This window comes from Acidiphilium sp. 20-67-58 (genome assembly GCF_002255515.1).
Classification (GTDB): Bacteria; Pseudomonadota; Alphaproteobacteria; order Acetobacterales; family Acetobacteraceae; genus Acidiphilium.
Genome location: NZ_NCAS01000018.1, coordinates 78589 through 94196 on the forward strand (window position 1 = coordinate 78589; position 15608 = coordinate 94196).

Consider the following 15608-nt stretch of genomic DNA (forward strand, 5'->3'; position numbering starts at 1 on the left):
ATCGGCGGCTCGATCAACCCGAGCCGCCGATTTGCTTTCCGCCGGCCGGCGCTTCAACGATGCGGCCGAGCACACTACATTGCGTCGGGGGCGCGATTCGGCGCGTCTCGTCGAACGAGGAAACCGATGCGCAATCCCATGCTGAAATCCCTGACCTCCGCCAGCATTGCCGTGCTGATCCTGATGCCCGCCGTGGTGCGGGCCCAGATGATCTCGAGCCGGGAAGGCATTGCCCTGGAAAACCAGATCCTCGAACTCAAGCACCAGCTGGCGCAGGTGCAGCAGGGCGGCGGCAGCGGCAGCTCCGTGCTGGGGTCGACGGCACCGGCAGCGCCGGAACGCCACGCCCAGAACAGCTCGTCAGAGCTCGTCGCCTCATTGCTGGAGCAGGTGGATACGCTGCACAACCAGGTCCAGGACTTGAGAGGCCGCGTGGATACGCTCGAGCACGAGGTCGCCACCCAGCACGACGAGATCAACCAGCAGATTGGCAACCTGAAATTCCAGCTCGACCAGGCGGGGAAACCCGGCACGACGCCGCCGGCGGCAATGGCTTCGCCGGCCCAGGGAGCATCGGGAACGCTCGGCACGATGCCGGCCGGAAAAACGTCCGCCCGGCCCCAAAGGCCGCAGCCGCAGGCCACCGCCTCGCTCGGCGTCGCGCGCACGGCTCTCGCTCATCATGACTACAAGGCCGCCGAAGCGGACGCCCGCGCCGTGATCGCGAAGCAGGGCAAGCGCGCGGGCAAGGGCGAGGCCTCGATGATCGTCGCCGAATCCCTTTACCACCAGGGCAAGCACCAGGAAGCCGCGATCGCGTTCGACGACGCCTACAACGCCGATCGCGCCGGCCCGCACGCGCCCTATGCCCTGCTGGGCCTCGCCAATTCCCTGTCCGCGATCCACCAGAACCAGGAAGCGTGCGACACGCTCGACTCCCTGACCAGCCAGTTCTCCTCGCCATCGCCGGCGCTGAAGAGCCAGGTTCTCGCGGCCCGACGGCGCGCCGCCTGCCGCTGACGCCCGATTCGACCGAAAGCCTGCCCGCCCTGTTCGGGCGGGCGATGGCCGAATTCGGTCCCTTCGGCCCCGCGCCGCAGCTCGCCGTCGGGGTTTCCGGTGGTGCCGACAGCATGGCCCTTGCCGTCCTCGCCGCATCCTGGGCCCGCCAGCGCGGCGGCGGCTGCATCGCCCTCATCGTCGATCATGGTCTCCGCCCCGAATCAGGCCGGGAAGCCGCCGAAACCGCGCAGCGCCTTGTCGAACTCGACATTCCGAGCCGCGTCATCCGCCTCGGCCTGCCTCCCGGCGCGGGATTGCAGGCCCGCGCGCGCGCGGCGCGCCATGCGGCGCTGGCCGGTGCCGCGCATGAGGCCGGGATCGTTCACCTCCTGCTCGGCCACCATGCGGGCGACCAAAGCGAGCTGCGGGTCATGCGCGCCCGCCGTGGCGTTCGCGGTCTCGCGGGGATGGCCGGCGTCTCGCCGCGCGACGCGGTGCTGATCCTGCGGCCCCTGCTCGGGACTCCCCCTGCGATGCTCCGCGATTTTCTCGCACGGCGAGGCATTGCCTGGGTCGAGGATCCCTCGAATGCCGATCCCCGTTTCGAGCGCGTCCGGGTGCGGCTTGCCGGCGCATTGCCGCCGCCCGGCGACGCGCTGGCGGCTTCAGCTGACCGCGCGACGGCGGAACGCATCGCCGCCGCCGATCTGGCGCGCGATGTCACCCTCCGTCCGGAAGGGTGGGCGATCGTCCGTGCGGACGCGCTCCCCGCCGATGCGCTCGCCGCGCTGCTGCGGGTCATCGCCGGCGAGGTTTACCCGCCGGCGCGCGCCGCGATCGCCCGGCTGGCCGGCAGGTTGCAGCCCGCGACGCTCGGCGGCGTGCGGATCATGCCGGCCGGGCGGCACGGCCCGGGCTGGATGCTGATCCGCGAGGCCGCTTCCTGCGCCCCCCCGATCCAGGCGGTCGAGGGCGCGGTCTGGGACGGGCGCTTTCGCATCCGTCATGTGCCGCCGGGCGCGCGAACCCTCGGCGCCCTCGGCACGAATCCGGTGGAGACGCGCGCCGCCGCCCGCTTTCCCGCCGTCCTGCGCCAGACACTGCCGGTTTTCTTCGCCGATCATGGTGGCGTGCTGGCGGTGCAGCATCTGGGCGTGGGGCCGGCCGGCGCGGTCATATTCGCCCCTCCCGGCCCCGCCGCGGCGGCGCCGTTCGAGCCAGCGTACGGCGGCGGACAGATCTGCGTCTCCCGTTCACCGGAAGGATAGGAAATCCGCGTATCATCCCCACACTCTAAAGGGATTGGCGAACCGACCGGAGCCGTGCCAAGATGAGGCGAGACACGGTTCGGCGGAATTTCTCGGCCGGTTTCCGCCGGCCCCCTCGGTTTTAGCCTTCCGGGGTGAACAGGACTGGATGAAGCTTGATGAACAATCTGGGGCGCAACCTGCTGGTTTGGGTGATCATAGCACTCTTCTTTGTGCTATTGTTCAATATGTTTCAGCCCACGACCACGAGTACCAGCCACGGTACGCAAGTGGCCTATTCGACCTTCGTGTCGGAGGTCAACGCGGGCAAGGTGGATCATGTCACGATCCGCGGGCATGATATCACGGGCGCCCTGAAATCGGGGTCGACCTTCGAGACCTACGCGCCGGACGATCCGGGCCTGGTCAACACGCTGATCTCGAAGAAGGTCAGCGTCGTCGCCAAGCCGCTCAACCCGCCGGAAAACCCGCTGCTGCACTATCTCGTGTCGTGGGCGCCGATGGTCCTGCTGGTGGGCGTGTGGATCTACTTCATGCGCCAGATGCAGGGCGGCGGCGGCCGGGCCATGGGCTTCGGCAAATCGCGCGCGCGCCTGCTGACCGAAAAGCAGGGCAGGGTGACGTTCGAGGACGTCGCCGGCATCGAGGAAGCGAAGGGCGAGTTGCAGGAAATCGTCGACTTCCTGCGTGATCCACAGAAATTCCAGCGATTGGGTGGCAAGATCCCGAAAGGTGTGCTGCTGGTCGGCCCGCCCGGCACCGGCAAGACGCTGCTCGCCCGCGCCATCGCCGGCGAGGCCAACGTGCCGTTCTTCACCATCTCGGGCTCCGACTTCGTCGAGATGTTCGTCGGCGTCGGCGCCAGCCGCGTGCGCGACATGTTCGAGCAGGGCAAGAAGAACGCCCCGTGCATCATCTTCATCGACGAGATCGACGCCGTCGGCCGCCATCGCGGCGCCGGGCTTGGCGGCGGCAATGACGAGCGTGAGCAGACGCTCAACCAGATGCTCGTCGAGATGGACGGGTTCGAGAGCAACGAGGGCGTCATCCTGATCGCCGCCACCAACCGTCCCGACGTGCTCGACCCCGCGCTGCTGCGCCCCGGCCGGTTCGACCGGCAGGTGGTGGTGCCGAACCCGGACGTGAACGGCCGCGAGCGTATCCTCAAGGTCCACATGCGCAAGGTGCCGCTGGCCGCCGATGTCGATCCGAAGGTGATTGCCCGCGGCACGCCCGGCTTCTCCGGCGCCGATCTCGCCAACCTGGTGAACGAGGCCGCCTTGCTTGCCGCCCGCATGGGCAAGCGCGTCGTCGCCATGGCCGAGTTCGAATACGCCAAGGACAAGGTCATGATGGGCGCCGAGCGGCGTTCGATGGTGATGAGCGAGGACGAGAAGAAGATGACGGCCTATCACGAGGCCGGCCATGCGCTCTGCTCGATCTCGCAGAAGCATTGCGACCCCGTGCACAAGGCGACGATCATTCCCCGCGGCCGCGCGCTCGGCATGGTGATGAGCCTGCCGGAAGGCGACCGCTACTCGATGAGCAAGGCCAAGCTGCTCTGCGAACTGGTCAAGGCGATGGGCGGTCGCGCCGCCGAAGAGGTTATCTTCGGGGCCGAAAACGTCTCCAATGGCGCTTCCGGCGACATCAAGCAGGCGACCGACATCACCCGCCGGATGATCACCGAATGGGGCATGAGCGACAAGCTCGGCATGATCGCCTATGGCGACAACGGGCAGGAACTCTTCCTTGGTCACTCGGTGACGCAGCACAAGAACGTCTCCGAGGCGACCGCGCAGGAGATCGACCGCGAGATCAAGTCGGTGATCGACCACGCCTATTCCGAGGCCCACCGGATCCTCACCGAGCGGCTCGATGACCTGCACCGCCTCGCCAAGGGGCTGCTGGAATACGAAACCCTCACCGGCGACGAGATCCAGACGGTGCTGCGCGGCGAGCCGGTGGTTCGCCAGGTTGTCGACGAGCCGGCGCCGGACAGCCGCCGCGCCTCGGTGCCGTCCGCGCAGAAGCCGGAAGTTCCGAAATCGGGCGGGCTCGGGCCGCTGCCCGCGCCGGGCTGAACCGGGCGTCCCGCGGGCCCTGATCGACGGAAACGGCCGGAGGCGATCGCCTCCGGCTTTTTTCATGGGCCGGCGCCGCCCATATCCCGCAACGACCCGGGAGCGATTTCCGATCCGGATGGATCGGATGATGCCCTATTACGAACAGGAGCATGAGCATGAGTCTGAAGATTGGCGTGATCGGTCTCGGCCGGATGGGTGCCGCGATGGCAGCGCGACTGATCGAGCGCGGTCACCAGGTCTGTGGCTGGAACCGGACGGCGGCGCGGGCCGAGGCGATCGAGGGGCTGGCGGTCAAGTCATCCCCGGCCGAGGTGGCGGCGGCGGCCGATTACGTGATCGTGATGCTGCTGGACGAGGAGGCCGCAAGCGCGGTTTATCATGGCGAGGGCGGGCTGCTCGGCGCCACTCTCCGGCAGGCCCTCGTGATCGACATGAGCACGCTGAAACCCGCCGACATGCAGGCCAATGCCGAGGCGGTGGCCGCGCAGGGCGGGCGCTTCGTCGCCTGCCCCGTGGGCGGCACGGTCGGCCCGGCGCGATCGGGCAAGCTGCTCGGCCTTGCCGGCGGCGATGCCGCGGCGATCGACGCAGCATTGCCGGTTCTCGACGAATTGTGCGACCGGATGGAGCGGTTCGACACGCCGCAGGCCGCTTCGGCGATGAAGCTCGCCGTCAACCTGCCGCTGCTGGCCGCGTTCCAGGCGCTGGGCGAGGCCGCGCTCATCACCCGCGATTACGGCATTTCGCCGGAGCGGCTGCTCGGCATCATCGGCAAGAGCTCCGGCGGCGCGCCCGCCTTCGCCGTCCGCAGCGCCGCGATCATCACCGAGATGGGCGGCACCCGCAGCGATTCGGTCGGCTTCTCGATCGAGGCGGTCGAGAAGGATCTCCGCCTGATGGACGAGGCCGGGGGTGCTGCCGGCTTCAACCTTACGCTGGTCGAAGCCGTCCGCCGCACCGCGCATGACGCCGTGCGCGAAGGCTGGGGCGACCGCGACCTCGCGGCGCTGGCGGCCTTCAGCCTCCGCGCCTGAGAGCAGTGCCCGATCCCTCTGGATCGGAAAGTGCTCTATCATACTGATAAATCCAGCATCTTTATCCGGTCAGATGATTCCATCTGATCGGATGATGCTCTCGCTCAGCCGCCGCGCTTCTTCGCCCGCAACGCTGCCATGGCTTCGATGAAGGCCGGGTCGCGATGTGCGGCGTCGAGGCCGGCGGCGAACGCGTCATGATCCAGTGTCCCGGATGCGAGACCGGCGATCGCCGCCTTCATCCCGCGCACGGCAAGCGGCGCGTTGGCGTCCAGCCGGGCGGCGAGGGCGTCGACCGCCGCATCCAGCCCGTCGGCGTCGGCCAGCTGCGTGAGGTAGCCGATCCGCAGCAGCGTTGCCGCATCGATCGTCTGGGCCGCGACGAAAAGCAGCCGCGTCGCGTCCGGCCCGATCCGCTCGACCGCGCGGGCGAGCCCCGAGCGGTAGTAATGCAGGCCGATCCGCGCCGCCGGCATCAGCAGCTCCATGCCGGCGACACCGATGCGGAAATCGCAGGCGAGGGCGAGATCGACCGCGCCGCCATAGAGATTGCCGTGCAACCGGGCGATCACCGGCTGGGGCAGGGCGGCGAACGCCGTGCCCACGCGGCCGATGCCGCCCGGCCCGTCCTCGGCATCGCCGGTCTCGCCGCGCGAGAGGGCATCGAGATCGAAGCCCGCGCTGAACACCGTCCCGGCGGCCTCGAACACGACGACCCGGATCGTTTCGTCCGCCGCGATCGCGGCACAATGGCCGAGCAGGGCGTCGAGATCGTCCGCGCCGAGCCGGTTGCGCAGGGAAGGGCGGTTCAGACGCAGCCGGGCGATGCCGCCGCGGCGTTCGAGAATCGGGGGCGTTTCGGTCATGCGGGTCTCCTCACACCCCCGCAGTAGCGGAGCGGCGGCAATTGCACTATAAGGATGACATGCGCCGCTGGCGCATCTTCAGCCGGGGGATCGTCCTCCGGTCGTGATCGGAACGGATCAGATCGTTCGGTTGCGCGCAACGCCGGAGTCTCTTCGGCGTTTCCGGCCACATGGCCCGTGGCTGTGACGAGACATCGCCCACAGCCCGACCCATGCCGCCCGAGACGCCGCGTCCCGCACCGCGCCGCCGATGATGTGGCCGTCCCGGTCCTGACGTTGCAAGGACCGAATGATGTTTGACAAGTATTTCCGCAAGGAACTCGACTGGGGCGGGCGCAAGCTCATCCTCGAAACCGGCAAGGTTGCCCGCCAGGCCGATGGCGCCGTCGTCGCCTCCTATGGCGACACCGTGGTGCTCGCCACCGTGGTCGGCTCCCGCTCGGTGAAGCCGGGGCAGGATTTCTTCCCGCTCACCGTGAACTACCAGGAAAAATTCTACGCCGCCGGCCGCATTCCCGGCGGATTCTTCAAGCGCGAAGGCCGCCCGACCGAGCGCGAGACGCTGATCTGCCGCCTGATCGACCGGCCGATCCGCCCGCTCTTCCCGCACGGGTTCCGCAACGAGGTCCAGGTCATCGTCAACGTCCTCAGCCACGACCTCGAGAACGAGCCGGACATCGTCTCGCTCGTCGCCTCGTCGGCCGCGCTGACGCTCTCCGGCATCCCGTTCTTCGGCCCCGTCGCCGCCGCCCGCGTCGGCTATATCGACGGTGAATACATCCTGAACCCGACCTCGGCGCAGATCGCCGAAAGCCGGCTCGACCTCGTGCTCGCCGGCACGGAAGAGGGCGTGCTGATGGTCGAATCCGAAGCGCACGAGCTGTCGGAAGAGACCATGCTCGGCGCCGTCACCTTCGGCCATGCCGCGTTCCAGCCGGTGATCCAGGCGATCATCGAGCTCGCCGAGCACGCCGCGAAGGATCCCTGGCCGCTGGTCGAGGAAAGCGCCGAGGAGAAGGCGCTCGCCGCCCGCGTCGACGAACTCGCCCGCGAGGGCCTGCGCGCCGCCTATGCCGAGCGCGAGAAGACCGCCCGCCACGAGAAGATCGGCGCGGTGAAGGCCGCTGTGCTGGAAACGCTCGCGGCCGAGGAACGGCCGGTCGACAAGGCCAAGGGCATGTTCAAGGAGCTCGAGGCGGACATCGTCCGCAACGCGATCCTCGACAACGGCATCCGCATCGACGGGCGCGACACCCGCACCGTCCGCCCGATCCTCGCCGAGGTCGGCGTGCTGCCGCGCACCCACGGCTCCGCTCTGTTCACCCGCGGCGAGACGCAGGCCCTCGTGGTCGCGACCCTCGGCACCGCGCAGGACGAGCAGATCGTCGATGCGATCGAGGGCGAATACCGCGAGCGCTTCCTGCTGCACTACAACTTCCCGCCCTTCTCGGTGGGCGAGACGGGCCGCGTCGGCAGCCCCGGCCGCCGCGAAGTGGGCCACGGCAAGCTCGCCTGGCGCGCCATCCACCCGCTGCTGCCCGGCAAGGACAAGTTCCCCTACACGCTGCGCGTCGTCTCCGAGATCACCGAGAGCAACGGCTCCTCCTCGATGGCGACGGTGTGCGGCACCTCGCTCGCGCTGATGGATGCCGGCGTGCCGCTGCCGCGCCCGGTGGCCGGCATCGCCATGGGCCTGATCAAGGAGGACAAGGGCTTCGCCGTGCTCTCCGACATCCTCGGCGATGAGGACCATCTCGGCGACATGGACTTCAAGGTGGCCGGCACCGAGGCGGGCGTCACCAGCCTGCAGATGGACATCAAGATCACCTCGATCACGCCCGAGATCATGAAGATCGCGCTGGATCAGGCGAAGGACGGTCGTCTGCACATCCTCGGCGAGATGTCCAAGGCGCTGACCGGCGCGCGCGAGGGCGTGTCCGCCAACGCGCCGCGCATCACCGTGATCAACGTGCCGAAGGACAAGATCCGCGACGTGATCGGCACCGGCGGCAAGGTGATCCGCGAGATCGTCGAGTATTCCGGCTGCAAGATCGACATCGAGGACGATGGCACGATCAAGATCGCGGCCACCTCGGACGAGCAGGCGCAGAAGGCGATCGACCGTATCCGCTCGCTGACCTCCGAGCCGGAAGTCGGCCAGGTCTACACCGGCAAGGTCGTGAAGATCGCCGATTTCGGCGCCTTCGTGAACTTCTTCGGCGCGCGTGACGGCCTGGTCCATATCAGCGAGCTGGCGCAGGGCCGCGTCGCCCGCACCGGCGATGTGGTCAAGGTCGGCGACACCGTGAAGGTGAAGATGATCGGGCTCGACGATCGCGGCAAGGTGAAGCTGTCGATGCGGGTGGTCGATCAGGCGACCGGTGCCGACATCTCCGACCAGGTCGGCGCCAAGGGCGGCCGGCGCGAAGACGGCCTCGAGTAACGCATCCGCACTGTCCGGTCAGGTGGAAACGCCTGACCGGATGCGCGTTGCGAACGCATGACAGGAACGGCCCCCGTGCGATGGCGCGGGGGCCGTTTCGCTGTCCGGTCGGAGGGGCAGCTCTGGGACGTCAGAACCGGATCGTGCGCGGCTGCGCCGCCGCGAGGCCGAAGCCGAGCGTGGGCACCTGCAGGATCACCAGGAACGCGACCGAGGGCCACCAATGGCCGCTGAGCGTGTGGATCACCCCGAGCCCGAGCGGACCCGCGATCGACACCGCATAGCCCACCATCTGCGAGAATGCGGACAGCGCCATGGCCTCCGCCGGGCCGCCGGTGCGCAGCACCATCAGCGTCAGCGCTAGCGGAAAACACGCGCCCTGCCCGATACCGATGAACACCACCCACACCCAGGGTGCCGCTTCAGGCGCCAGCATCAGCCCGACATAGCCGACGCTGACGATCGCGAGCAGGCTGGCGAGCAACAACCGCTGGTCGCGGCTTCTCGTGGCAAGGCCCGGCGTGACCAGCGCCACCGGAATGGCGACGAGCGTGGTCGTCGACAGCATGATCCCGGCCATGGTCGGGTTGATGCCGTGGGCATGCAGGATGGCCGGCAACCAGGACAGGATCGAGTAGAAGCCGAGCGATTGCAGCCCCATGAACATCGTCACCGCCCAGGCCAGCGGGCTGCGCGCCAGCTTGCGGAACGCGCCCGCGCTCGGCGTGTGGCTCAGCCGGTGGGCGCCATGGGCAAGCTGCGGCAGCCAGACCACCGCCGCGACGATCGCCGGCACCGCCCACAACCCCAGCGCGCCGCGCCAGGCGAAGGGGTTGGCATCGGCAACCGGCACGCTGATCGCCGCGGCGACCGAGGCGATCGTCGTCATCACCGTGGTATAGCAGCCGGTCACGAGGCCGACGCGGGTGGGAAAATCGCGCTTGACCAGCCCCGGCAGCAGCACGTTGCCCATCGCGATCGCCGCCCCGCCCATCACCGTGCCGGCGAACAGCGCGCCGGCCCCGCCGAGCACGCGAACCAGCAGGCCGGCAGCGAGCAGCACCAGCACCGTCATCATCGCCGCTTCCAGCCCGACCCGCCGTTGCAGCATGATGCTGACCGGGGCGAGGGCGGCGAAGCAGACGACGGGGATGGTGGCGAGCGCGGTCAGCCCGAGCGGGCCGAGGCCGAGTGCCGCCCCGATCGGGGTCAGCAGCGGCGAGACCGAGGCCAGCGCCGCGCGCATGTTCATCGCGATGAGCAGGATTCCGGCGAAGAGCAGGAGATTCCGCAGGGGGCTTTCGGCGGCGGCCGCGGTCGTCGTCTTCGTCTCAGGGGTCATGGGTGTGTTGCGGCGCCGGGCCGCAGCCTTTCAGGCGGCTGGCAGAAGACGCTTGACCAGCGCCGAAATCCGGTGCCGGCGCATCTCGTAGCGCGCCTTGGCGTCGGTGGTCATGTAGTTCATCTGCACCGTGTAGCGCTTGCCGACATAGGTGCGGTGGCCGTGCCAGGTGGTCGGGCCGTTCGGGAAGACCAGCAGCGTGCCATCGACCGGCGGCACCTCGACCGCGTAATCCTCCAGATCGTCCGGCCCGCGCAGCAGCCGCAGGCAGCCATCCTGCCGCGCCCAGGCCTCGCTGGCCGGATTGAGATAGAGCAGGATCGTCACCCGCTTGGCGATCGAGTCGCAATGGATCTTGCCGTCGCGCGCATCGGTGCGGCCGCGCAGCGTCAGCATCACCGGCGCGCCGTCGAGGTCGAGGCCGAATTTCCCGGCGATGATCCCCCGCATCCGCTCGCCCTTCATGTCCTCCATCAGCCGCGCGGCGTTCGACCCGAGCCTGACCGACTCGATCGGGAAACTGCCCCGCGCGCCGAGCGGCGGCAGATCGGCAACGACGCCGGCGAGCCGGTCCGGCCGGACGAAGCCGCGCATCACCAGATGCGGAAAGGGATCGGCGGAGATCTCGGTCGCGGCGAGGCCTTCGAAATCGACGACGGGGCTGGCGGTCATGATGGCGTTCCGTTTAACAAGCGGCGGGGCGATGCGCCCGGTTCAAGGATAACTTACAGGGTCTGGATCGAAAGAAAACCATGCAGCGCGGCATATCGGATGTTGGAATGCTGGCCGGAAGGCTGGCGATCGCTTTACTCTTCGTGCAGGCGGGCTGGAGCAAGCTCGTGCACTGGCCGGGAATCGTGCATTTGCTCACCCATCTCGATGCCCCGGCGCCGACCCTGGGCGGGGTCATCGCCGTGGTCTGCGAACTCGGCGCCGGCGGTCTCGTGATGCTGGGCCTGCGGACCCGGCAGGCTGCCATCGTGCTGGTCCTGTTCACGATCGCCGCGAACTGGCTGGCGCATCGCTTCTGGCTGATGCACGGGCGCGCCGCGGCGATGGCGGAAATCCAGTTCTTCCTCGATCTCGCGATTTGCGGCGGCCTTTTGCTGCTGGCCTCCGCCGGCCCGGGGCGCTATTCGCTCGACCGGCGCTGAAAACGGCAAAAGGCGCGTGCCCGTAAAGGCCGCGCCCTGTCCCGTTCGGAATACCGATCGCGTGGTGCGATCAGAACCCTTCGCGCTCGATCCGCTTGCGCTCCATCTTGCGGGCGCGGCGAACGGCTTCCGCCGCCTCGCGGGCGCGGCGCTCGGAGGGCTTTTCGTAGTGCCGGCGCAACTTCATCTCGCGGAACACGCCTTCACGCTGAAGCTTCTTCTTGAGCGCCTTCAGCGCCTGGTCGACATTGTTGTCACGAACGAGAACTTGCACTTGGCCAGATACTCCATAACGGTTGAAACGCTTGCAATGGAACGCAAAGAAGCTGCGCCAATCCTGACGCAGCAATAGGCGATGGCGGGAATATCCCGTCAATGGGCGCCCTTATAGCAACATTCCCCGTTTTGCCAACCGTCTTGTTTCAGCCCGCCCGGCGCGATCCGCCTTTGCGATTTGGCGGATCCGCGCCATGTGTCGCTCATGGCGATTCTGAAGCTTGCCCGGCTCGGGCATCCCGTGCTGTTCGAAAAGGCCGCCCCGGTCGATGATCCGGCCGCGCCGGACATCGCGCGCCTGTTGCGTGACATGGCCGAAACGCTGGAAGATGCCGGCGGCGTCGGCCTCGCGGCGCCGCAGGTGCATGTGCCGCTGCGCATCTTCATCTATCGTGTGCCGGAAAGCCGCGCCGCCGGCGGCGATCACGATGCCCCGCGCGGCATGTCCGCCGTGATCAACCCCGAACTCGTCCTGCATCCCGGCGATCCGGTCGAGGATTGGGAGGGATGCCTGTCGATCCCGGGCATGAGCGCGCTGGTGCCCCGCGCCGCCCGCCTGACACTGCGCGGGATCGACGCGACCGGCGCCGCGTTCGCCCGCGAGGCTGCGGGGTTTCACGCCCGGGTGATCCAGCATGAGGCCGATCACCTGGACGGCATCCTCTATCCGCAGCGGTTGCGCGATCCGCGGCTGATGGGGTTCAACGAGGAAGTGGCGCGGTTCCGCGACGAGATCGTGCGGTCCGCAGGAGAGCTGTGATGAACGAGATGGCGATGACGGGCGAGGACGAGATCCGCGCGGATGACGATGCGCTGCTCCGCGCCCTGATCGAGGAGGTGCCCTTCGATGGCTGGACGCGCACGGCCCTGCGCCGCGCCCTGGCGCGGCTCGGCCGCGATCCGGCGGAGGCGGGACTGCTGTTCGAGGGTGGCGCCCCGGCGATGATCGAGGCCTGGGCCGCCCTTGCCGACCGCGAGATGGAGGAAGCCGCCGGCGCGATCGACGAATCCCGCCTCTCGGCGCGGGTGCGCGCCCTGATCCTGCTCCGGCTCGATCGCGCCGCGCCGCATCGCGAGGCGATCCGCCGCGCTTTGGCCATCCTCGCCCTGCCGCGCCACGCGGCGCTGGCGGCACGGATCACCGGCCGCACGGTGGATGCGATCTGGCATGCGGCGGGCGACCGTTCCGCCGATTTTTCCTGGTACACGAAGCGGGCGATCCTCGCCGCGGTCTATTCGACGACGCTGCTCTACTGGCTGCGCGACGGATCGGAGGCTGGCGCGGATACGGCGGCCTTTCTCGACCGCCGGCTCAAAGGCGTGGCGCTGATCACCCGTACCCGCAAGCGCCTGGAATCGCGGCTTGCCGGGCTGCGGCGCGGCCCTATGCGCGAAGACCCATCGCCGTCCGCATGAAGCGGCGCTTGAGCCGGGGCATCCGGTTCACCGCGGCGAGACCGATATCCCGGGCGAGCCTGACCGGCGGCAGATCGGTGGAAAACAGCCGGTCGAGCGCATCGGTCGCGGCGAGCATCGTCACATTCGCCGGCCGGCGGATGCGCTGGTAGCGCGCCAGCAGATCCGTGCTGCCGGGATCGGCCGCCCCCTCGATCAGCCCGGCCAGGGCGATGCCGTCCTGCAAGCCGAGATTGAGCCCCTGGCCCGCGATCGGGTGCACCCCATGCGCCGAATCGCCGACGAGAACCAGCCGTGTCGCATGATAGCGGTGGGCATGCAGCGCCGAGAGCGGGTAGGTCCAGCGCTGTCCCGCCAGGCGGATGCGGCCGAGATGCGCGCCCAGCCGCCGCGCGACCTCGATGGTGAAGCGCGGATCGTCCATCGCCGCGAGGCGCGCGGCATTGGCGTGGCTTTCGGTAAAGACGATGGCGGAGAGATGGGCGCCATCCGCATCGCTCATGGGCAGCTGCGCGAAGGGGCCGCCGGGCAGGAAATGCTCCAGCGCCACGTTCTGGTGCGGCCGCTCGTGTTCCACGGCGCAGACCACGGCGCTCTGGCGATAGGGATAGCGGGTGACCTGGATGCCGGCCTCGGCGCGCAGCGCGCTGCCCCTGCCATCGGCGGCGACCGCGAGCTTCGCCCGATAGACCGGCCCGCCGGCGATCGCGACCGTGGCGCCCTCGTCATCGCGGGTCACGCGCGCGGTCGCCGGGGCGTGCAGCATGACCGTCGACTCCGCAAGCGCGCGGTTGATCGCCATCCGCAGCGAGCGCGCCTCGACGATCCAGCCAAACGGCTCGTCGCCGACATCGCGATGGTCGAAATCGAGAAACAGCGGCGAGGGCGGGCGGCCCGGCTTGCCGTCGGAGACGCGGATGCGCTCGATCGGGCAGGGCGGGAAGGGCAGCCTGTCCCACAGCCCGGCGCGGTCGAGCAGGTCGCGCGAGCCATAGGCGATGGCATAGGCGCGGCCGTCGAAAGCGGGGTGCTCCATCGGCGGCAGCGCCGCCCGGTCGATGAGCACGACGCGCTGCCCGGCTGCGGCGAGACGCAGGGCGAGCGCCGCCCCGACCGGTCCCGCGCCGATGATCGCAATATCCGCCGTCTGCTCCGCCATGGCCCGCCTCCGCTGATGCTGCAGATGTCGCATCTGCGGCAAATCCTGCAAGCCATCGGCGCGCTCATCTGCCCGGCGCCGCGACGTTCGGGAAATTCCCGAATATGGCTAAAAAATATGCAGTATATGATTTCAAAAACAACAAATCAGTGAGCCGCTCACCTTTTTGCCTAATAAACAAACTCAAGGCCGATGGCACGCTCTGTGCATTGCGAGGAGCATGGTCAAACGTATCGCAGAGCAGGAAGGATAACGGCGGATGAAAAAACGATTGCTCATCGGGGGCATGGGAGCTGCCCTGGGGGTCATGGGCTGGAATGCGGTGGCCTTCGCGGACACGGCGCCGAAGCTCGACTCGGGCGACACGGCCTGGATGCTCACCTCCTCGGTCCTGGTGCTGATGATGACAGTGCCGGGTCTCGCTCTCTATTACGGCGGCCTGCTCCGCCGGAAAAACATTCTTGCCATGCTGATGCAATGCTTCTTCGCCACCGCGCTCATCTCGGTGCTGTGGGTGGTGATCGGCTACTCGCTGGCCTTCACCAAGGGCACGCCGTTCATCGGCGGCCTGTCGCGGGTGATGCTGATGGGAGATGGCACCGGCACGCTCTCCGGCACCATCCCCGAGACGGTATTCTGCATGTTCCAGTGCACCTTCGCGATCATCACGCCGGTGCTGATCCTCGGCGGCCCGGCCGACCGGCTCAAATTCTCCTCCGCCATGGTCTTTCTCGGCATCTGGCTGATCGCCGTCTATGCGCCGATCGCGCACATGGTCTGGGGGCCGGGTGGCTTCCTCGGCGGCCAGGGCGTGCTTGATTTCGCCGGCGGCACCGTGGTGCACATCAATTCGGCGGTCGCCGGGCTCGTGGCCGCCCTGATGGTGGGCAAGCGCACCGGTTACGGCACGACCAACATGGCGCCCGCCGATCTGGGCTACACCCTGGTCGGCGCGTCCCTGCTCTGGGTCGGCTGGTTCGGCTTCAACGCGGGCTCGGCCCTCACCTCGGGCGGCCAGGCCGGGTATGCGATGATCAACACCCATCTCGCCACCGCGGCCTCGGTCCTGTCATGGACGATGGTGGAGTGGATGATGAAGGGCAAGCCCAGCCTGCTCGGCGCCGTGTCGGGCGCGGTCGCGGGTCTCGTCGCCATCACCCCGGCCTGCGGCTTCGTCCCGGTCGGCGGCGCGCTGGTCATCGGGCTCGTCGCCGGCGTCGTCTGCTTCTGGGGCGTCACTGGCTTCAAGGGCATGTTCGGGTATGACGACGCACTCGATGTCTGGGGCGTGCATGGGCTCGGCGGCATTGCCGGCGCGCTGCTCACCGGCGTCTTCGCGGTCAAGTCGATCGGCGGCACCAACGGCCTGCTCGCCGGCAACCCGCACCAGATGGTGCTCCAGGCCGAGGGCATCCTCGTCACGCTGCTCTACAGTGGCATCGTCTCCTTCATCATCCTCAAGGTCATCGATCTGACCATGGGATTGCGGGTGTCGGCGGAGGCCGAGCGCGAGGGGCTCGACATCTCCGAACATGGCGAGGTTCTGCAGCACGGCTTCTGA

The 15608-nt window shown here is 68.4% G+C and carries 14 protein-coding genes; 9 read left to right on the plus strand and 5 right to left on the minus strand.

Going from position 1 to position 15608, the window contains the following annotated elements; translation table 11 throughout:
- Nucleotides 1–138 precede the first annotated feature (138 nt).
- The 4 genes from B7Z76_RS08965 to B7Z76_RS08980 all read left to right on the plus strand — a co-directional run bounded on the left by B7Z76_RS08965 (nucleotide 139) and on the right by B7Z76_RS08980 (nucleotide 5391).
- On the plus strand, nucleotides 139–1020 hold the full coding sequence (locus B7Z76_RS08965; protein ID WP_236656368.1) for a tol-pal system YbgF family protein: 882 nt from the start codon (nucleotides 139–141) through the stop codon (nucleotides 1018–1020).
- Nucleotides 921–2270 (plus strand): tRNA lysidine(34) synthetase TilS, encoded by a 1350-nt coding sequence (gene tilS / locus B7Z76_RS08970; protein WP_291343458.1) that lies wholly within the window; start codon nucleotides 921–923, stop codon nucleotides 2268–2270. The genes B7Z76_RS08965 and tilS overlap by 100 nt, the downstream gene beginning before the upstream one ends.
- 158 nt (nucleotides 2271–2428) lie before the next feature.
- Nucleotides 2429–4354, plus strand: a complete 1926-nt coding sequence (gene ftsH, locus B7Z76_RS08975) for an ATP-dependent zinc metalloprotease FtsH (RefSeq protein WP_174503736.1) — start codon at nucleotides 2429–2431, stop codon at nucleotides 4352–4354.
- Nucleotides 4355–4512: 158 nt separating this feature from the next.
- Complete coding sequence (locus tag B7Z76_RS08980) at nucleotides 4513–5391, plus strand: NAD(P)-dependent oxidoreductase (RefSeq protein ID WP_174503737.1); 879 nt, start codon at nucleotides 4513–4515, stop codon at nucleotides 5389–5391.
- Nucleotides 5392–5495: 104 nt separating this feature from the next.
- Here the strand turns inward: B7Z76_RS08980 and B7Z76_RS08985 are convergent, their stop codons facing one another.
- Nucleotides 5496–6257: an enoyl-CoA hydratase/isomerase family protein gene (locus tag B7Z76_RS08985; RefSeq protein WP_291343461.1), complete on the minus strand. Its 762-nt coding sequence runs from the start codon at nucleotides 6255–6257 to the stop codon at nucleotides 5496–5498.
- Between the two features lie 289 nt (nucleotides 6258–6546).
- Here B7Z76_RS08985 and pnp point away from each other — a divergent pair, with 289 nt between their 5' ends.
- Nucleotides 6547–8700, plus strand: a complete 2154-nt coding sequence (gene pnp, locus B7Z76_RS08990) for a polyribonucleotide nucleotidyltransferase (RefSeq protein ID WP_174503739.1) — start codon at nucleotides 6547–6549, stop codon at nucleotides 8698–8700.
- Nucleotides 8701–8830: 130 nt separating this feature from the next.
- Here pnp and B7Z76_RS08995 read toward each other — a convergent pair whose 3' ends face one another.
- Both B7Z76_RS08995 and B7Z76_RS09000 read right to left on the minus strand, forming a co-directional pair.
- Entirely contained in the window at nucleotides 8831–10042 is a 1212-nt protein-coding gene (locus tag B7Z76_RS08995; protein ID WP_291343463.1) for an MFS transporter, read from the minus strand.
- 30 nt (nucleotides 10043–10072) lie between these two features.
- Nucleotides 10073–10714: a 2OG-Fe(II) oxygenase gene (locus tag B7Z76_RS09000; RefSeq protein ID WP_291343464.1), complete on the minus strand. Its 642-nt coding sequence runs from the start codon at nucleotides 10712–10714 to the stop codon at nucleotides 10073–10075.
- 107 nt (nucleotides 10715–10821) lie between these two features.
- Between B7Z76_RS09000 and B7Z76_RS09005 the strand changes: the two genes are divergently transcribed.
- Nucleotides 10822–11196: a DoxX family protein gene (locus B7Z76_RS09005; protein ID WP_236656370.1), complete on the plus strand. Its 375-nt coding sequence runs from the start codon at nucleotides 10822–10824 to the stop codon at nucleotides 11194–11196.
- Between the two features lie 70 nt (nucleotides 11197–11266).
- Here B7Z76_RS09005 and rpsU read toward each other — a convergent pair whose 3' ends face one another.
- A complete protein-coding gene (gene rpsU, locus B7Z76_RS09010) occupies nucleotides 11267–11470 on the minus strand; it encodes a 30S ribosomal protein S21 (RefSeq protein WP_007421557.1) in 204 nt (67 codons plus the stop codon).
- A gap of 207 nt (nucleotides 11471–11677) precedes the next feature.
- Between rpsU and def the strand changes: the two genes are divergently transcribed.
- Entirely contained in the window at nucleotides 11678–12232 is a 555-nt protein-coding gene (def, locus tag B7Z76_RS09015) for a peptide deformylase (RefSeq protein WP_174503743.1), read from the plus strand.
- Nucleotides 12232–12888, plus strand: coding sequence for a COQ9 family protein (locus tag B7Z76_RS09020; protein ID WP_291343475.1), 657 nt, complete (start codon nucleotides 12232–12234; stop codon nucleotides 12886–12888). The genes def and B7Z76_RS09020 overlap by 1 nt, the downstream gene beginning before the upstream one ends.
- Here B7Z76_RS09020 and B7Z76_RS09025 read toward each other — a convergent pair.
- A complete protein-coding gene (locus tag B7Z76_RS09025) occupies nucleotides 12857–14047 on the minus strand; it encodes a UbiH/UbiF/VisC/COQ6 family ubiquinone biosynthesis hydroxylase (protein WP_174503745.1) in 1191 nt (396 codons plus the stop codon). The genes B7Z76_RS09020 and B7Z76_RS09025 overlap by 32 nt on opposite strands.
- Nucleotides 14048–14333: 286 nt before the next feature.
- On the opposite strand from B7Z76_RS09025, the gene B7Z76_RS09030 reads away from it, so the two are divergent.
- Nucleotides 14334–15608 (plus strand): ammonium transporter, encoded by a 1275-nt coding sequence (locus B7Z76_RS09030; protein ID WP_291343477.1) that lies wholly within the window; start codon nucleotides 14334–14336, stop codon nucleotides 15606–15608.